We start from the raw sequence: 19,392 nt of genomic DNA, 5'->3' as shown, positions 1-19,392 counted from the left end.
AAGTTACAAAATGTGGAAATGTTTATAACTATTGATTGCGGCGTTAAACTATTTAACAGATTTTTACTCTATTAGTAGGAGTATAGAAATTTACAGGGAAAACAACATAAAAATTCAGACATGAAATTAAATAACTTGAATACACAGATGAAGACGATTAAGATTGGGTTAGCTACTGTTGCTTTGGCATTAGCTACAATGGGTGCACAAGCACAAGAAAAACAACACAGCGATCCAAATGTACGTGCTGGTGAAAAAGCATTATTGGACGGTGATTTTAAAACTGCAGCAACTCAATTCGAAAAGGCATTACCTAATGCTGGAAACGAACCTGAAGTTGTGTATTTATTAGGTTACTCTCAATTCCAAAATGGTGATTACAAAAAAGCTATCGCTAATTTCAACAAAGTAATTTCCTTGGATGCCAAAAACACTTCTGCTTACTACTACAAAGCAAAAGCGAACAACAACATGGCAGTAAACAAAGAATTGAAATTGAGCAACCAAGAACGTGAAGCTTTATTGAAATCTGCTACAGCTGACTATACTAAAGCAATCGCTATCAATGCAAATGACGCAAAATTATATCAAAACCGTGCTATTGCTTACCGCGATCTAGGAATCCTTACAGGTACTAAAGGTGCAGCTAACTACAATAAAGCAACAGCTACTGACGCGTACAACAAAGCTATTACAGACTATGAGAAAGTATTGACTTACGATGCTTCTCGTAAAGACATCCAAACTGAAGTTAAAAAAGCTACAGTTTACCGTGATAACCTTAAATAACAATTGAACAAAAACAGAAAGCCCGCAATTTGCGGGCTTTTCTGTTTTATTTAAATTTCAAGATTAGATCAACTGTTTCTTATAAACAGAAGGGCTAACCCCGGTCGTCTTTTTAAATTGGTTGCTCAAATGAGCGATACTGCTGTATTGCAGTTGTGCCGCTATCTCCGCCAAAGTGGCATCATAGCTCAACAGCTCTTTAACCTTTTCAACCTTTAGGTTGATTAAATATTTTTCGATACTCTCCCCTTGGACTTCGGAAAACGCACTACTCAGATAGGAATATTCCAGATTGAACCTTTCTGATAGATAACTCGACGTTTTGATTGACATTGACTCCTCCGCCTTCAACATCTCTGAGAGCGCTATTTTTATCTCTTCGACTAAAATCTGCTTCCTATCCTTTAATACTTCAAATCCAATCAACTTGAGCTCTTGGTCAAATAGAATACGTTCTGCGTCTGTAAAGGGTCTGCTTAAGTTAATGGAACCAATACTCACATCACCAAATGGAACATCCATCCTTTTCAAGATCTGTTCAACTGCCATAACGCAGCGAGGACATACCATATTTTTGATGTGAATTTGCATTGGATAAAGATAAGGATATTTTACCGGACCTAAATTAGCCTCTAGTCCAATGCTATCATTTGAATTTCATATTTACTCACTTTCATTCAAGAGATTCATAAAGGCAGAGGCCAAATGATCGATCAGATCAGATGCAATCAAACTGGTCTCACCTACCCAATCTTTCGCAAAATCACCTGCAGAACCATGAATATAAACCCCCAGAACAGCTGCATCTAAGGCATTATAACCTTGGGCAAGTAAACTACTGATAATACCGGTCAATACATCACCAGTTCCTCCAGTTGCCATACCAGGATTACCGGTAGAATTGAAATAAACCTCAGCAGCAGGATTCACAATAGCCGTGTTTGCTCCTTTGATGACCAAAATCACTTGGTTTTCACTGCAAAATGCTTTCACTTTATCCAATTTTTCCAAATCATTCTCCCATTCCCCAATCAAGCGTCTTAATTCCTTAGGGTGCGGGGTCAGAATAGTATTAATAGGTAGGTGCTTCAACAGATGTTCATTTTCAGCGATGATGTTTAGGGCATCCGCATCCAAAACCATTTTACTGTCCTCAGCAAGTGATTGCAACCATATTCCAAAACCGCGAACGGTTTCTTCATCCTTTCCCATCCCAATACCAACCCCATATGCAGAAAACTCACCCTGAACTTGGAAGTCAACTAACTTTTCTTCCGATGAATCCAATAAGACCATAGCTTCTGGAAAACCGATCTGCAAAACATTGTAGCCACATTTCGGGATATAAGCAGTTACCAGACCGCATCCAGATTTTAGGGCAGCCTTTGTAGCCATTAAAACTGCTCCCATTTTCCCCAAACTTCCTCCAACAATTGCTACATGTCCAAAGGTACCCTTATGCGAATACCTTGACCTGGAACGCAATAAGATATCAAGCATTCCTGCTTCAACATAGCGATTTGATGTACTTTGCTTCAGGATAGAATTCTCATCCAAGCCGATGTCCAAGACTTCGAATTCTCCTACAAAAATGGAATTCTGAGGAAGTAACAGTGCCAATTTAGGAAACTGGAAGGTGTAGACCTTGCTGGCACGGACAATAAGGTCTTCAAATTGACCAACAGCATCCAGCATTAAGCCAGAGGGCATATCAACCGATATTATCCTGCCTTGAAAATTATTCATCTGTTCAATGACTCCTCGCCATTCATCAGAAAGAGCTGCACTCAATCCATACCCAAATAAACAGTCTATTAAAAATCCTTCTATGGGAAGATCGAGGTCATCATCTAAATCGAAATACTGAATGTTGTCCAATTTATCTTGGTTCAACTGATTGTCGGCCGTATAATGATCCGACTTCAATAACCGAACTTCTACATCGTAGCCTGAATCCATCAATTGCCTCGCAATAGCTAATCCATCACCACCATTATTGCCCTTTCCACAAACGATGGCAATGGGCAGTTCCTTGATGACATCAAAATAATCATCCAAGATGGCCGTGCTGACTATGCTAGAAGCACGCTCCATGAGTTCCCAAGAATTGATCCCTTCATTTTGGATGGTTTCCTGGTCTACAATTTTCAACTGATCAGCGTTTAGGATTTTCATAACCGAATAAAATAAGTATAGCTCCTAAATTTAGGAGCTATACGCTTATATAACAACAGATTAATTTAAATGTTTGTGGAAAAAGCCCATCATGGCTTTATAGAATTCTATCTGATTTTCCTCTTTTCCAAACCCATGACCTTCATCATACTTCACCATATAAGGTACATCAACACCCTTTTCACGCAAAGCCTTTACAATTTGATCAGCCTCTGCAATTTTCACCCTCGGGTCATTCGCTCCCTGAACCACAAATAATGGGGCTTTTATTTTATCTACATGGAATATTGGAGAAACTTCTTTAGCAATTTCCGCTTCTTTTGGATCATCCAGATCATACCAAACCTGATAGAGCATTTCTTTATAAGGTTTCCAATATTCTGGAATGGAATTCATTAAGGTAAAGATATTGGACACCCCGACATAATCAACTCCCGCTTTATATAGATCCGGCGTCTTGGTCAGTCCTCTTAATACGGCATATCCTCCATGCGAACCACCATAGATAGCCACATTATCCTTATCAATCTGGCCCTGATCAATGACGTATTTAATACCATCTTCCACATCATCCATAGCTTTTCTACCAATTTCCTTGAAACCGGCCTTTAAAAAATCCTTACCGTAGCCTCCTGACACCCGGAAGTTGACTTGCAATGTCGCAAATCCATGAGCAGCAAATAATTGTGCTTCCGGATTGAATCCCCAACTATCACGAACTCCTTGTGGCCCTCCATGTGGATTGACGATCAATGGAACTTTCTTTCCATCCAAGGCTTCTTTAGGTAAGGTTAGATAACCATGCAATGTCAGCCCATCCCTTGATTTAAAAGAAATCGGACGCATCTCAGCCATATCTGCTTCCTTCAATTGCGGCATCAGATCATAAAGTAAAGTGATCTTTTTAGTTCCGGCATCTAAATGGTAGTATTTTCCGTACAGCTTATCGCTCTGCACAACCACTAAATATTGATCCTCCTTATCTGTCTTCCCAACTATGGAATATTCATAATTCGGGAATTCCTTCTGGAACAGGGAATAGATCTCTTTGAAAGTTTCACTCTTGGGTTCAATCTCCACTTTCTCACCCTCATAACCCACATAGTCCAACTCCCAATTTCTATTCCTGGATAGCCCTAATATGGTAGCATCATAATCTGGATTGGAATACACTTCCTTGATCAACTTTTTCTGACCTAGATCATACAGGACGATCCTAGCCTTGTCCGAATCCAAATTAGTTAACACATAGGCCTCGTCTGGATTTTTAGAGGCATAATTAAACGACAATACTGAAAAAGTATCATACCATTTCGTTGTGCCAAACAATTCAAACTCCGTTTTTCCCTGAGGTTTATAGAAAAATTGGGTATTTACTCCATTTTGCATCTTGGCATAGCCGCGTAAGTTTCCATCTTTATCAAATTCATAACCTACAATAGCATTCTCAGGATCCGTATTGGTAAAAAGCTTTTCCATTTCACCGGTCTGCACATTGACCTTGTACGGTTCAAAGACTTGCTTGTTATCCTTGTTCATTTGGATAATGATTACATCCTTTTGCTCCTTCAGCATATTCAGGATTCCTGCTTGAACGCCTTCAAATGGTGTAAGGTCAATATTCTTCGTACCATCAATATTGACAGCATACAGATGGTAATTCTCATTTCCTCCTTGATCCATAATGTAGACCAAACGTTCATCATTCACCCAGCCCATCCCACGGATCAATTCATCTTTCTCTTCTATCGCTCTGACCACTTTACCAGTAGCGACCTCCTTTACCATTACATGGCGTTTGTTGTTGGCGTCTTTTTCGCGATAAGAGATGTATTTTCCATTCGGCGACAAGGCAAAACTAGAGGATTTTGGTTTGGCAAAATAATCTTCTACCTTGTACTTGTAATTACCATTCCCCAGTTCTATCAATTTCGCCAATTCAGAGTCTGTTGAAACTAAACTTGGATCTCCGGGTTTGCTGATCTTGGTCTTAGCCAATTTCAATGGAAATTCCATTCCTGATTGCTTAAATATTCCTTCGAGATATTCCCCTTTAAGTTCTCCTTCATAGGATAAAGCTGGTTGCTCCATCGCCAGATTAAGCTTATTGTTCTCGAACTTTACGGTCGACATGGGCAATCCTGATGCTCCTTGAGCAGGGACATCCATGGTTGCCGCTAAATTTCCGTCTTTGTCACTGATGTGAAAGATTAACTCCATTTTGGCCCCTTGGACCTCAAGTTCTCCCTTCCAATCACCAGCAACCTGAGCTTTAGTACTTATCATACCCAAAAGTACAAACAGCATTGTGAATAATTTTTTCATAATCTAAAATCAATTTGTTAGTGTATAAATTTAACATATTGTTACAATATTTTCGGTAAATACCTTATTCTTTTCGCAAAGCTTCTAAAGGAGAACGATTGATGACTGACAAGCTGTTGATCAATCCGATCAGAACAGTCAATCCCACAATCAGCACCAACAACAAAGCGATCATACCAATAGATGGCACAAATACACTTTCAAAAACAAAAATAGCTAATAAATAACTCGCTAGAAGTGAAATTATTATACCCGTTAAGGCAGAAAGCAATCCTAAAAACAGGTACTCACTGATGGTAATGAGAAAGATCTGCTTTCTGCTTGCGCCTAATGTACGCAAAAGCACATTTTCGCGAATCCGCTGAAACTTGCTGATCCGCACCGAAGATATCAAAACGATGATTCCTGTAAGGATACTGAAAGCCCCCATAAATTGGATGATAAACCCAATTTTATCTAGAATTTCCTGCAGTACCGTTAAAACAGCATTCATATCGATTACGGAAACATTCGGGAAATTATTGACGATCTTCTGTTGAAATTTACTGGATTCTATTTCTGTAGGCACCTTAGTCATCATCAGATAAAACTGGGGTGCTTGATCGATGCTTCCCTTGGCAAAGACAACCCTAAAATTAGATTGGAAGCGATTCCAATCTACTTGCCTGATGCTACTGACCTTTGCAGGAATGATCAATCCCTGAACATTGAAAGACAACCTATCTCCAACCTTCACCTTGATGTTATCGGCATAATTCTGGTCCAAAGAAACCGAGGCGGTATCCTTATTTCCCACAACCCCTACCCATTTACCGGAAGTAATGCTTTCCGTTTTGGTCAAAGAATCGCGATAGGTCGCACGGATTTCCCCGCGAAACGCTCTTGAAGAAACTTCACTGCTGGTATCTGCAACAACATCCTTTAAAGTCACGCCATTGACACTCTGCAATTGCATGGTAACAACAGGTACTGCTTCTAATATGGGATAGCCCTCCTCTTTCGCCATTTTAGAAAGCGATTCATGCTGCGAAGGCTGAATATCAAACATCAGCATATTGGCCTGACTCTGTTCTGAAGAGATTTTCACCCGATTGATCAATAGATCCTGCACCAAAAACATGGTCGAGATCAGAGCCGTTCCCAGACCGATGGATATCATCAAGATCACCGTTTGGTTATTAGGGCGGTAAAGATTGGACAAGCCCTGTCGCCAGAGATAAGGCCATCCCTTCGGAAAGAATTTCCTGATAAGATATGTGAAAGCCTTTGCTACACCGTAAAGCAATAAAAAGGTAATGCCTACTCCTGCAACAAAAACTAAAGTCTGTATCCAATCTGCCATTTGAAGCCTGGCAAATCCGGTAATAAAGATCAAGATCAAAAGGTACACCCACCAGCTCATCTTATCCTTAAACATGCTTTCCTCTTTATCTGATATCCGAATAGAGTTCAGCGGAGAAATATTTCGTACGGCCAATAGTGGCAACAGCGCAAATAAAACTGCTATAACGACACCTAAACCAATGCCTTCTAAGATGGCAAGCCAGGACACACCAGTCGTCAAGCTCACTGGTATGACATCTTGCATGACCACGGGAATTAAATATTGGATCAAGGAGCCTAAAACTGCTCCAATGATACCTCCGATTAGCCCTATACCTGCAAATTGAACCAAAAAGATATAAAAGGCCTGCTTCGCTGTTGTACCCAAACATCTCAACACAGCAACAGAAAGCAGTTTTTCGCGAACATAGATCTGAACGGAACTTGATACGCCAATACAGCCTAGCAACAGGGCCACAAATCCTACCAATTCCATGAAGCTAGCCATGTCGGCAAAAGACCTACCGGTATTTTCTTTCGTAGTCTGTATGGTTGATGCCCTCAACTGCAGCTCCTCAATCTTTTTATCTAATTTTTCAACCTCCTTATCAACAGCAAATCCTTTAGGCAATTTAAAATAATAATGGTATTCAATTCGACTTCCCTGCTGTTGCAGGCCCGAATTCTTCAATTGGGCAATCGGTACAAAAACCGAAGGTGCCATGGCTCCTGCTATGGCAGCCTGTCCAGGCTGGGAAAGCACATTCCCTAAGATTGGATAACTGTTGTTCCCAAGTTGGACGGAATCATTTACCACAGCGTTAAATTGCAACAAAAGTGAATTCTCCACATATACACCGGCCTTGGTACCAAAATCCCGATAGCTATCGGAAGGATTAGTTTCCACTTCACCATAAAAAGGATAATGACCTTCAATGGCACGTACTTGCACCAATCTGGAGCCCTCCGCCTTTGGAAAACGGATCATGGACATAAATCTTTCTTCCTTGGCAAAATCCTCACTCATACCCTTAAGGGAATCAATAAATTTCATGGCTTCTGAAGAAGGCTCCCTGCGGCTTTCCAGTTCCAGATCCGCACCGATCAATTCCGCAGCTTGCGAATCAATGTCCTTTCTCAGATTTTCATTAAAGGAATTCATTGCAACCAAGGCCGCTATCCCCAATATAATGGAAGATATAAAGAGGAATAACCGCGATCTATTTTTCCGGCTATCCCGCCATGCCATTAAGAGTATCCAGCGCCAATTCATTGGATCCTTCCTCCCTTAATTGGAATTATCTTTTGTGTTTTGGCCGCTAGGTCCAGATCATGGGTCACGATAACCAAAGTAGTCCCAGATTCTTTATTCAACTGAAACAACATGTCTTCAATGATCGCGCTGGTTTCTGCATCCAGGTTTCCAGTGGGTTCGTCTGCAAATAATATCTTAGGTTTATTGGCAAATGCCCGCGCCAGGGAAACCCGTTGTTGTTCACCACCCGATAGCTGGGAAGGGTAATGGTCTGAACGAGAAGATAGACCTACCTTGTCCAACAGTTCCAAAGCATCCTTTTGTTTATTCTTCATTCCCCGCAATTCCATCGGAACCAATACATTTTCCAATGCTGTAAGCGTAGGCAACAATTGGAAATTTTGGAATACAAAACCAACATGTTCATTTCTTACCTGAGCCAATTTATCCTCGCTCAGCCCGGTTAATTTTATTCCATTTAGGAGGATATCCCCTTCCGAACTTTGGTCCAGACCCGCGCACAAACCTAACAAGGTGGTCTTGCCGCTGCCTGAGGGTCCCACAATAGAAACGGTGGAACCTTCTTCTATTTCAAAATTGATATCATTTAAGACTGGGATTTTATGGTCTCCAATTTGGTAATTCTTGAAGACATGCTGAACTTGTAGGATCATAGTAGATGACATATCTAATAAATTTATATATTATTTTTAATTAAATTAGCCTTATGAATCACATCAAATCTATAATATCAGCCGTTTCCGTTGTTTTTTTACTTGCATCTTGCAATAACTCCAACCCACAGCAGAAATCTCCATCATCTTCTGATAGTACAACGCTCGATACGACCAAAACAGAAAGCAGCAAGCGCATCCTGTTTTTCGGCAATAGTTTGACAGCAGGATTAGGGTTAGATGACCAGTCGGAAGCATTTCCGGCCTTGATACAAGGCAAAATTGACTCTTTGAATTTAGGGTATACCTGTATAAATGCAGGTCTGAGCGGCGAAACTTCAGCCGGTGGAAAAGATAGGGTTGATTGGTTATTGAAAGATAAGATTGATGTATTCGTCCTTGAATTAGGTGCCAATGATGGACTACGTGGGATCTCACCAGATGCCACTTACCAAAACCTAAACGAAATTGTTAACAAAGTCAAAAAAGCATATCCAGATTGCAAGCTTGTTCTTGCAGGGATGATGGTTCCGCCAAGCATGGGTGATCAATATTTCAAGGATTTCGCAGCAATATTCCCGAAACTGGCCAAAGAGCAGAATATGACCTTAGTACCTTTCCTATTGGACAAAGTTGCCGGAATCCAAACCCTGAACCAAGGTGATGGCGTACATCCCACTAAGGAAGGACAACAAATCTTAGCAGAAAACGTTTGGGCGCATTTAAAAGGTATATTATAGGGTATATGGGCAAAGAGCATAAATTATCCATGATCATTTTGGCCCATCCTCTAATCCTCGTTGGGTGAGTGGCGTCGAAGGGGATCCTGGGTCAACATAGCCTACAGTTCCTGCACCTTCGGTGCAGAATGACAGCATCTTTTAAAAAAAACAGTCTACAGATTCTTCACTGATCGTTCAGAATAGCAGTGTGCTAAAGAAACTTCCTACGGAACCATAGATCTTGGTCAATCCGGTGGGTGAGCCTGTCGAACCCCCATCCGAAGCTTGAGTGGCGTCGAAGGGGATCCTGGGTCAACATAGCCTACAGTTCCTGCACCTTCGGTGCAGAATGACAGCATCTTTTAAAAAAAAGCCTACAGATTCTTCACTGATCGTTCAGAATAGCAGTGTGCTAAAGAAACTTCCTGCGGAACCTTAGATCTTGGTCAATCCTCTCATCCTTCCCATCCTGGTTCATTCCCAGATCTTGGTCAATCCTCTCATCCTTCCCATCCTGGTTCAAAAAAAAGGATTCCCTTTCGGAAATCCTTAACTAAAAAATTTAAAAAACAACTAAAATTCTTGAATGCAACAAGCCTTATTTAAGGAAGACTTGTTGGTGTAATTGGTTGATATCGATATCAGGGAACTGTCTATCAAAATCAATTGACATATCCATCGAATCAATTTGGCCATCGCCATTGGAATCCCAATCCATTGAAACATAATATTTAATGGAATCTCCTTCTTGTACTTCTGGTTTGATCAATGTTAAATGGTCCATTGGGATTTCAAAATCCACGGTAAAGGGCACTTGTGCTGCCTCAAAGTCTACTTCATCTATCATGGTAGCTGATACATCGGCTACATTTGCTGGTACGGCAAATAATTTCACTTTTCCTTTGCTATTCTGAAGGACAGAATCTTGTTGACCTACAAACTCCACGGTCAACAATTGAGGCCCTTTTACGACTTCACCAGATCCCTTAAGTCCGCAACTGCTCAGGAACAAAGCACAAAGGCCACAAAAAACGATTAATTTTCTCATAACTTAATTATTTTAACGGTTAAATATAGTTTAAATTCTAATAACTCAAAGAAAGTTTTAATAGTTTAACAAAAACCTAACATAAATGTTTTTAGCATCATATTAATAAGGATTTGAAGATGAGGGAGGTATCCTAAAATAAGAGAACCTTGGTTTACCGAAGTAATCTCAAGGTTCACACAAGGATAATATAATATATAAACGGAACGGAAAAATATCTCTTTTGATTAGCCAAACTGGCCAGTAATGTAATTTGCGGTAACTTCGTTCAGCGGATTTCCAAATATTTGCTGGGTCAAGCCCTCTTCTTTTACCTCTCCTAAGTACATAAAGACTGTTTTATCAGCAATACGCTGCGCCTGTTGCATATTATGGGTAACAATAACGATCGTGTATTTCTCTTTCAGGTGCATGATCAGCTCTTCGATTTTCAAGGTACTCACAGGATCCAGAGCCGAACAGGGCTCATCCATCAAAATAACTTCAGGTCTCAGGGCAACCGCACGTGCTATACATAAACGCTGTTGCTGACCACCAGATAAACGGGTAGCAGGCATTTTCAAATCGTTCTTTACCTCTTCCCATAGGAATGCTTCACGCAAAGCCTTTTCAATGATAGCTTTATCATGTGGCAAATTGTTGATCTTTAAGCCATAAGCGATATTCTCATAGATACTCTTCGGAAATGGATTGGCTTTTTGGAAAACCATGCCAATTCGCTTTCTGATTTCCGTAACAGGAACGGATTTGGAATAAAGATCGAGATCCTCCAACTTCAAGGAGCCTGTTATTTTGGCATCTGCTGAAAGGTCATGCATTCTATTGAAAGAACGCAACAAAGTACTCTTTCCGCATCCTGAGGGTCCAATCAAGGCTGTAATTTCATTTTCTGCAAACTCCACGTTCACATTATTCAGCACATGCTTGGTACCGAAACTGATGTTTAGATTTTCTGCGGATAACTTAGTTTTCATTTTTTCTGTACTTATAACGAATATAAAATGCGGTCAGGTTTAGTAAGAACACAACAATGATTAATACGAGAGCCGTACCATAAGCGATCGGACGGACTTCATCGATGGATTGATGCTGTGTTGACAACATATATAAGTGATATGGCAAGGCCATAAATTCTTGATTGATAAATGCACTGGTACCATTGATGTAAAATGCGGCACCTGTAAATAGTATGGGAGCTGTTTCTCCGGCTGCCCGTGACAATGTCAGTACAACACCTGTCAAAATCCCTGACATGGCTGATGGAATGATCACATCTTTAATGGTCTCAAATTTTGTTGCTCCAACCGCTAATGCTGCTTCTCGGGTTGAATTCGGGATTCGCATCAGTGCTTCCTCTGTTGTGGTAATGATATACGGTAAGGACAGGAGCCCTAAGGTTAAGCCGGCAGCAATTAATGATGTTCCAAAATGCATGGCCTGTACAAATAATGCCAATCCAAAAAGGCCATAGATTATGGAAGGTACCCCAGAAAGGTTACGGATGGAAGCACGAATGGTCCTGGTTAACCAGCTATCCTCTGCATATTCTTGGAGATAGATGGCACAGGCAACGCCGAATGGAATGGAAAACAATGCCGTAATCAAAGTAAGCAAAACGGTTCCAATGATAGGTGTCAGGATCCCTCCTTTGGTCATTCCATCGGACGGAACTTTAGAAACAAATTCCCAAGAAAGTTGACTAGAACCTTTGGAAACAATTTCCCAAATCACAACCACCAGAAAAAAACACACCAATAAGGTACTGGTCAATAAAGTACCCCACTCAATGATACTTGATAATCTATGTGTTCTACGCTGCATGATATTTTCTGAATCGGTTAATAAAATACTCGCCCAACATATTTGCTGCTAATGTCATGATGAATAAAACTGTTGCAATGGCATATAGTGCGAAATAATGTGTTGTTTGATACGGAACTTCCCCCATTTCAATAGCGATGGTCGCTGTCATGGTTTTTACGGAGTCAAACATACTGGTCGGTAAGATGGATGCATTTCCGGTCGCCATCAATACGGTCATGGTTTCACCGATTGCACGGCCAACCCCTAGCATCACCGCAGCAATAATGCCCGGCGCCGCTGCTGGAATCACTACTTTACAAAGTGTTTGCCATTTAGTCGCCCCTACTCCATAACTTGCTTCCTTATATGTCTTTGGAACAGCATGTATGGCATCTTCAGCGACCGTAATGATTGTTGGCAAAGCCATTACAGCCAATAATATGGCGCCATTCAAGGCATTTAAGCCATTAGAAAGATCAGCTAAGCTCGCAATCCCTGGGCTTACCACCACAATACCTAAGAAACCGATCACCACGGAAGGAATTGCAGCAAGCATTTCAATCGCCGGTTTCAAAAAATTCTTCAACCTCGGACTGGCATATTCTGCAATAAATGCAGCTGTTCCAATCCCTAAGGGAATAGCGATCAACATCGCCCCGAAGGTGACGATCGTGGTACTAATGATTAATGGAAGCATCCCGTATTTTGGATTCTTTCCGGTAGGATTCCATTCCATCCCTGTAATAAAATCCAAGGGTCTGACATCCAAGAAAAATGAAAAGGAATTGTAAATCAACATGGCTAATATTCCGCCCAGTAAAGCTAGCACCAAAAATCCTGTGGCCTTGAAAACGAATTTGAAAAAAACGTCCAAGGATAATCTTGCTCTATATTTCATTTTTTTGATTTTCTAAGATATAATAACCATGGTCTTCAATTAATATTCTTCCCGCAGGGCTGCGTTCGAAATTGATAAATGGGCGAACCTTTTCCCAAGATTTTGCCAGGATAAATTGGTACAGCGGTCTTTGGAAGAAGTATGTACCATTATTGATCGCATCCTGATCCAATGGTGATATTGAATGGCTGGTTTTATCCTTTTTGATCTTTAGTATTTTTATGCCTTGCGCTTCTTGCGGATCTGGGGAAACATAACCAGCTCCTACATAACCAATCCCAGTCTTATCCGCCTTGACTCCCTCGATAATCTGGGCATTCCCAGTCATCTCCTTTGCCGTGTTGGCAAATTCAATCTTCAGTTTCTTTTTTACAAAGGAATGCGTACCAGAGCTGCTCTGACGACCATAAATGTTGACCGGAGAATTGATTGCATTAACCTCCGACCAATTTTTAATGCTTCCATCCATAATTTTCGCCAAGGTTTCTACATCAATGGAATCAATCGGCAAATCCTTATGAACAATAAAGGCTGTTGCATCCTCGGCAAAAACAACCGTTTTTATATCGATGTTCTTATCTTGGAATTGCTGAACCTCCTCCTCGGAAAGTGGCCTCGAGGAATTGGCAATGTCTGCCTGTCCATTCATCAAAGAAGTGATCCCTAATCCCGATCCACCACCAGAAATGGCAATGCTGAAAGTCGGGTCCAACTTGGTGAATTTCTCAGCCAAATTGACCGCCAAATTTACTTCCGTATCAGACCCCTTCATCTTGATGGAATTGGAATTATTACTACATGAATAGAAAAACGTAGTACCTAACAAAGTTAGGATTGGAAAAAAGCGAATTATACTATTTCTCATCCCCACAAAAATGAAGATTAAGAATTAACAAATTATTAAGCCAATATTAACGAATATGCATATTGATGTTTTTGTGTAAAGGAATTGTAAAATATACATTAAGACAAGGCTTCAGTACGCAGTGTAATGTTAAATATTTATTCAATTACTTTCTATTTTTTATTAATTAGAAAAATTAAACAAGAACCCTAGCGTTCATACAAGGCCTACATGGTTAATATTTTTTGTCGGATTAAAGCCTTAGTTTTTTAATAATATTTAATATTTTGCATTAAAATACTGACCAAATTAATGAGCCACGGAAAACTACGTGAAGAAAAAAACTGCTTAAACTGCGGTCACTTCGTCGAGGAAAGGTTCTGCCCCCATTGCGGACAGGAAAACACGGAAAACAGACAGCCTTTTCATTATCTCTTTACCCACTTTTTTGAAGACTTCACCCACTATGATGGTCAGTTCTGGAAAACCATGAAGTATCTTTTGTTCTTTCCAGGAAAGCTGACCAAAATCTACCTTTCCGGTAAAAGGCAAGGATATGTGCCCCCTGTCAAACTGTATATCTTCATTTCCTTTGTAACCTTCTTTATTGCGTCTTTCGTAGGCACTAACAATCATGCTGACAATTCAGGAAATGTTTCCCTGGATTCCTTGCAAAAGGAAATCCTACGGAAGGAACTAAATCAGGATCTTTTGGCCAATGGAAGCATTGGGGTTTTAGATTCTGCGGAATTAAATTCAAAAATAGACCAAATCTTTAATCTGGATAGCTTACAGCATGAAGATGATGCCGATTTAAGCAACACAAAGCTGTTCAGTTTTAATTCCTTAGCTGAATACGACTCCATCTCCCAAGTAAATCCTTCCATAATCAGAAAGATTTTCAGGCCATATGTAAATAAATATTTCGAACTGAAGGACCATCAGGTTCCATTGAATGATATAGTACAGAGCTTTGTGACTGTTTTTATGCATACTTTCCCAAAAGCCTTATTTTTCTACCTGCCGATATTTGCACTGATCCTGTACCTCTTCCATGACAAGAAAAAATGGTGGTATTACGACCATGGCGTATTTACACTTCATTATTTTTCTTTCTTGCTCATGATCGCTACCTTATTCCTTATCATGAACCTGATTGAACCGAGCCTTCACGCCTATGCCTGGTTCAACCATCTTTCCACATGGATTTACGGCATTGCCATGATATATGCAGGCCTGTATTTCTTTATCGCACATCACCGTTTCTATGCGACTAGGAAAAGAAGGAGTATTCTGATAGGAATATTAGTATTCATTGTCAATTCATTTGCTTTTTCAATCCTATTGATGATCTTGGTAAGCATTTCTCTGCTGCTGATCCATTAATCCAAAATACGATCTTTAACAAAAACCGCCCACAGAATTTCTGGGGCGGTTTTTTAATATTAACTTGTTGGTTGTATGCTTATTTATTTAAGATTGACTTCAAACTGCAAATGTTTGTCACTTCTGATATAAGTGGAAATAATTTCATAGGACAGTCTGGATTGGCCATCTTCGGCAGTCAAGATTTGAGTGGATTCTGGATAAAGGACCAATCGCTTTGTTCCCTTTCCTTCTTTTAGTTCCAGTTCAAAGTATAGGTCACTATTGTTCTTGATTTCATAATATCTGGTCTTCACTTTTGTTTTGCCATTGATTTTTTCATGATAGGATGCTGAGACCGAAACACAGGCATTCACTAATTCCCTAACATGTTCTTCCTTTCCAAAAAGATAGTTACTTGACCAAACTACGGTACGCCCTGCTTCCAAAGCTTCACGTATTCCAGCTGCTGAACGGTCTTTTGACATGACCAATGTCATAGTTCTATGAACCCCAGGTTTTTCCATATCATAATCATGGGCAATCAGGTTATGGATATCTGTATTTCCAATAATGGCCAGATTTCGGTCCAATGCCCAGTCCAACGCTTTTTTATGGAATCCAAGTCCATTAACCACTTCGATGCCATGTAGCTTTTTCTCTTGGTACATCTTTTCCACAAAATCGATCCATTCATAAGAGCCAGGTATGTTATTTACCTGCCAACCAGGATGGTTCCAGAAGATAAAGGCTTTCTGGGCATAAACCTTATCGATCGCTTCTTGGTCCAGGCTTGCATTATTATCGGAAACTAAGGTATTGGCATCTTGAATAAATAGCGCATTGAAATGGCCTGGAGGAGTTTGACGGGTAATTTCAGTACCTTTCACCAAAAGGACATTGTTTTCTTTTGCTAGTTCTACGGCTAAATCATGGGAACGGTTATGGTCTACCTTCACATCCGCACTGTGCGGGTTATATTCCATGTGTTCGGTATATGAAATAGCGTCCAATCCTTCACGCCAAGCTTCCTGAACACGGACATTAGGCCAAACATGACCATCGGTAAAGACCGTATGCATATGAAAATCACATTTCAAAACCTGGAAACCATTGACATTGGGAATATTTAAGTTCTTGCGTTTGACTGGATATGCAAACTCCGATAATTCCATAATGCCGTTATCAGTTTGGCCTTGTGTAACAACCACTGAAAGAAGCAATGCTCCCAAAAGAGTAGATTTGATTTTCATAGTTTAATCAGCTTAAGTTATGGTCACGAAAATAGCAAAGCTTTATTAAGTGAATATTAACATTGTGTTGTCGATTAATTAAGAAAATAAAAGTGTTTTACATTTTTTTCTATCACTTTTTTAAGGAAATTTGAATGAGCCGAACTGCATTTCGTTTGAGAATTCTTGTTGAGTTTTGGATGGACCTTATTCGAGACACATTCCGAATTTTCCGAATATGTCTCGAATGAGACCAAAAGAATGTTCGAAAAATATCCTTCATAATTTGTAGAATTTTAGTGGAATTAAAGGGATGGATTGGTTGAACCAGGATTAAAAGGATAAGAGGATAGACCAAGAACTGGGAAGGAACCAGGATGAAAAGGATGAGAGGATGAAACAAGATTAAAGCACCAAAAGAAAATTTCTTTAGCACACTGCTATTCTGAACGATCAGTGAGGAATCTATTTACTGTTTTTGAAGATCATGTCATCCTGCACCTTCGGTACAGGAACTGTTAGCTATATTGAACCAGGATGAAAGGGATGAAAGGTTAGACCAAGATCTGGGAAACAATGGCGTACAATTCTTCAATCTTCGATTGAAGATGACAGGCTGTTTGGGAGGACCACCGTACAGATTCCTCACTATTCGTTCAGAATTGGAAGTTAGCTAGTATTCTTTTAGAAGTGTAAATCTTGGTCTATCCTCCAATCCTTTCCATCCTGATTCAAAAAAAGCAACCCAGAAAGGGTTGCTTTTTTTTATTATCTGCTATGATCCTTAAGGCTTGATCACTGTCCAGCCCTCATTATTTAAGATCACGAGTTCTCCATTGCCACTTGGGGTGTATCCAATAAAGTCAAAGAGTTCGTCCTTTTTATACCCTCTTTCTTCAAGAGAATTCAGGCATTGAACCACCCGTACTCCTTTTTCAATAAGTCCCAAAAGCTGTTCTTCGTATTGATTGTCTTTGCGCATCACTTCCGTACCTCCGGAAAAGGTCACCAGTTCGACTTCCAGTTTGCCACTTAAACGTGGATCTTTGAGAAGGTTATTGATGTTTCTGAACGCTTTCTTTACGATATCAGGATTATCGGTATCCAATTGATACACGGCTTTATATTTCTCTTTTTGAGTATCTGCACCTGTATATTGTTGATTTTTTGCGATCAGTTCTTCACGTGATTGCGCGAAGGCATCATCTCCATGTAATCCAGCGAGTAGCATCATAATTATTATGTATTTCATTGATATTATCTTTCGTTTTCTTTTGTAAGATCGATTAATCCTTGTTTAAGTTTCTCGGACTTGAAATCCATCATACCGACCTGCTTGCCGATAATGTCTCCATTTTTGGCAAGGATTACAGTCATTGGAATGGAATTGGACATTAACTCCTCTGGGAGTTCCGACCCAACGGTGTACAAGGGCAAGGTATATTTGTTCTTGGCCATAAATTTGGCCGCCTTATCAATATCCTGATCCACTTCAATGGCCATAAAGACGATATCCTTTTCAGATTTCAATTCCTCATGCAATTTTTGCAGGGAAGGCATTTCTGCAATGCATGGCGGACACCATGTTGCCCAGAAGTTCATGACAACAACCTTTCCCTTAAGATCGCTCAATGCAACAGTTTCACCGTTGATATTGGTAAAACTTGCTTTCAGGTCATTTTGTTTGCCGACCATTTTCGCTTCTTGGACTTCTTCCGTGTTATCAACTTGAACCGTTGAATCAGCAGAACCTTCCTTTTTAGTCCCGGAACTACATCCAACTGCCAATAGGGCCAACATAGAGATTCCCAAAATCATTTGCTTCGTTTTCATATTTAAATTTGCTTAGATTATTTTATTATTTGAACTATTTGTCCAGAATTAATTTCTTCTGAACCCTTTTCAATGATCTGATCTGTTGGTTTTAGATCACCAAACACTTCCATCATCTTATCTTGAGCTTGACCTAAAACCACAGGAACGCGTTCTACCTTGTTTCCATCAGCAAGTTTAAGGACAAATATTCCTGACTGGGAATTCACCACAGAAGATTGGGGTACAAATACCGTAGGTCTTTTTCGCTTAAGGTTTAATTGGACATCCGTATAATCACCGCCATTCATGGCCCTGCTCTTATTCGGCACATCAAATTCTAAGGCCAAGGACCTAGAAACAGGATCTATTACCAAAGCATTCCTTTTCAACTGGGCAGTAAATACCGTATCAGGTTTGCTCAGCACCTTGAATCTTGCCACGGTACTGTCTGAGATAGACTGCGCATGTAATTCAGGCACGACCACCTTTAACTTTAAATTATTGTTATCTACCAATTTAAAAAATGGCATTCCCGTATCGCCCATCAATGCACCTACGGAAAAGTTCCTTTGGGTAATCACACCGGAGAATGGAGCCCTTACGACCAAATACTCACGCATTTGGTTTGATTTCTTGTAAGAGAAGTTACTCTCTTCCAATGCGGCGCTATCCCTCAACATCGAACCATAGGCTTGCTCGTATTCAAGGTCTGAAACAGCGCCTGAACTTTGGCTCTTCACCTTTTTCAAGCGATCGAACCGGCTTTTGCTGACTTCGAAATTTGCACTCAATTGCTGGGATTTAGCTCGGTCCGCTGTGGATTGGATATCCATTTCAGGAGCTTCCAAAACCGCAAGGATCTGACCTTTGCTCACTTGATCGCCCACATCAACATTGATCTTTCGGACAAAGCCTTTGATCTTTGCAAAGACATCCACCGATTCATAGGGATGCAATTCAGCTGGCAACTTCAAGCTGTACGAAGGTTGTTGTTCGATGGGTTGGGTAACCTTAACCGAAACCGTATTATTGGATGGACCCTCCTTTTTAGTATCTGCCTCTTTGCTGTTTGCCTGGCAACCAGCTAATAATAAGACAAGTCCGAATATGCTAAGTTTTTTCAT

17 protein-coding genes are annotated in these 19,392 nt (G+C 40.2%); 3 read left to right on the top strand and 14 right to left on the bottom strand.

The genetic code is table 11. From position 1 onward, the window contains the following. Positions 1 to 120 precede the first annotated feature (120 nt). Positions 121 to 789: a tetratricopeptide repeat protein gene (locus NMK93_RS05815; RefSeq protein ID WP_093095065.1), complete on the top strand. Its 669-nt coding sequence runs from the start codon at positions 121 to 123 to the stop codon at positions 787 to 789. Between the two features lie 63 nt (positions 790 to 852). Here the strand turns inward: NMK93_RS05815 and NMK93_RS05810 are convergent, their stop codons facing one another. The 5 genes from NMK93_RS05810 to NMK93_RS05790 all read right to left on the bottom strand — a co-directional run bounded on the left by NMK93_RS05810 (position 853) and on the right by NMK93_RS05790 (position 8,553). After that, complete coding sequence (locus NMK93_RS05810) at positions 853 to 1,380, bottom strand: helix-turn-helix domain-containing protein (protein ID WP_254528313.1); 528 nt, start codon at positions 1,378 to 1,380, stop codon at positions 853 to 855. A 72-nt stretch (positions 1,381 to 1,452) separates the two neighbouring features. Beyond that, on the bottom strand, positions 1,453 to 2,964 hold the full coding sequence (locus tag NMK93_RS05805) for an NAD(P)H-hydrate dehydratase (protein WP_254528311.1): 1,512 nt from the start codon (positions 2,962 to 2,964) through the stop codon (positions 1,453 to 1,455). Positions 2,965 to 3,024: 60 nt separating this feature from the next. After that, positions 3,025 to 5,289 carry a S9 family peptidase gene (locus NMK93_RS05800; protein WP_254528309.1) on the bottom strand — a complete coding sequence of 755 codons (2,265 nt, stop codon included), beginning with the start codon at positions 5,287 to 5,289 and terminating at the stop codon, positions 3,025 to 3,027. A gap of 64 nt (positions 5,290 to 5,353) precedes the next feature. Continuing rightward, on the bottom strand, positions 5,354 to 7,885 hold the full coding sequence (locus tag NMK93_RS05795; protein ID WP_254534394.1) for an ABC transporter permease: 2,532 nt from the start codon (positions 7,883 to 7,885) through the stop codon (positions 5,354 to 5,356). Next, positions 7,882 to 8,553, bottom strand: a complete 672-nt coding sequence (locus tag NMK93_RS05790) for an ABC transporter ATP-binding protein (protein ID WP_254528305.1) — start codon at positions 8,551 to 8,553, stop codon at positions 7,882 to 7,884. The genes NMK93_RS05795 and NMK93_RS05790 overlap by 4 nt, the downstream gene beginning before the upstream one ends. 41 nt (positions 8,554 to 8,594) lie before the next feature. Between NMK93_RS05790 and NMK93_RS05785 the strand changes: the two genes are divergently transcribed. Beyond that, the gene (locus NMK93_RS05785) at positions 8,595 to 9,281 is read left to right on the top strand and encodes an arylesterase (protein WP_254528304.1); all 687 of its coding nucleotides are present in this window, start codon (positions 8,595 to 8,597) and stop codon (positions 9,279 to 9,281) included. Positions 9,282 to 9,861: 580 nt separating this feature from the next. On the opposite strand, the gene NMK93_RS05780 is transcribed toward NMK93_RS05785, so the two are convergent. The 5 genes from NMK93_RS05780 to NMK93_RS05760 form a co-directional block, all read right to left on the bottom strand. Then, complete coding sequence (locus NMK93_RS05780; protein WP_185213616.1) at positions 9,862 to 10,311, bottom strand: hypothetical protein; 450 nt, start codon at positions 10,309 to 10,311, stop codon at positions 9,862 to 9,864. A gap of 227 nt (positions 10,312 to 10,538) precedes the next feature. After that, positions 10,539 to 11,285, bottom strand: a complete 747-nt coding sequence (gene pstB / locus NMK93_RS05775; protein ID WP_185213615.1) for a phosphate ABC transporter ATP-binding protein PstB — start codon at positions 11,283 to 11,285, stop codon at positions 10,539 to 10,541. Continuing rightward, positions 11,275 to 12,132 carry a phosphate ABC transporter permease PstA gene (gene pstA / locus NMK93_RS05770; protein WP_185213614.1) on the bottom strand — a complete coding sequence of 286 codons (858 nt, stop codon included), beginning with the start codon at positions 12,130 to 12,132 and terminating at the stop codon, positions 11,275 to 11,277. Before pstA ends, pstB begins: the two co-directional genes overlap by 11 nt. Continuing rightward, the gene (gene pstC, locus NMK93_RS05765; RefSeq protein ID WP_185213613.1) at positions 12,122 to 13,012 is read right to left on the bottom strand and encodes a phosphate ABC transporter permease subunit PstC; all 891 of its coding nucleotides are present in this window, start codon (positions 13,010 to 13,012) and stop codon (positions 12,122 to 12,124) included. The genes pstA and pstC overlap by 11 nt, the downstream gene beginning before the upstream one ends. Then, positions 13,002 to 13,877, bottom strand: coding sequence for a PstS family phosphate ABC transporter substrate-binding protein (locus NMK93_RS05760; RefSeq protein WP_185213612.1), 876 nt, complete (start codon positions 13,875 to 13,877; stop codon positions 13,002 to 13,004). Before NMK93_RS05760 ends, pstC begins: the two co-directional genes overlap by 11 nt. A gap of 291 nt (positions 13,878 to 14,168) precedes the next feature. Between NMK93_RS05760 and NMK93_RS05755 the strand changes: the two genes are divergently transcribed. Next, entirely contained in the window at positions 14,169 to 15,242 is a 1,074-nt protein-coding gene (locus NMK93_RS05755; RefSeq protein ID WP_185217243.1) for a DUF3667 domain-containing protein, read from the top strand. 83 nt (positions 15,243 to 15,325) lie between these two features. On the opposite strand, the gene NMK93_RS05750 is transcribed toward NMK93_RS05755, so the two are convergent. From NMK93_RS05750 to NMK93_RS05735, 4 genes are all read right to left on the bottom strand, one after another. Then, complete coding sequence (locus tag NMK93_RS05750) at positions 15,326 to 16,474, bottom strand: Sb-PDE family phosphodiesterase (RefSeq protein ID WP_254528303.1); 1,149 nt, start codon at positions 16,472 to 16,474, stop codon at positions 15,326 to 15,328. 763 nt (positions 16,475 to 17,237) lie between these two features. Beyond that, entirely contained in the window at positions 17,238 to 17,705 is a 468-nt protein-coding gene (locus NMK93_RS05745; RefSeq protein WP_254528301.1) for a DsrE family protein, read from the bottom strand. A 5-nt stretch (positions 17,706 to 17,710) separates the two neighbouring features. Further along, positions 17,711 to 18,286 (bottom strand): TlpA disulfide reductase family protein, encoded by a 576-nt coding sequence (locus NMK93_RS05740; RefSeq protein ID WP_185213608.1) that lies wholly within the window; start codon positions 18,284 to 18,286, stop codon positions 17,711 to 17,713. Between the two features lie 17 nt (positions 18,287 to 18,303). Next, entirely contained in the window at positions 18,304 to 19,392 is a 1,089-nt protein-coding gene (locus tag NMK93_RS05735; protein ID WP_254528299.1) for an efflux RND transporter periplasmic adaptor subunit, read from the bottom strand.

This window comes from Sphingobacterium sp. LZ7M1, assembly GCF_024296865.1.
GTDB lineage: Bacteria > Bacteroidota > Bacteroidia > Sphingobacteriales > Sphingobacteriaceae > Sphingobacterium.
The sequence above is the reverse complement of the archived record's forward strand: the minus strand, read 5'-3'. Positions and strand labels throughout refer to the sequence as shown.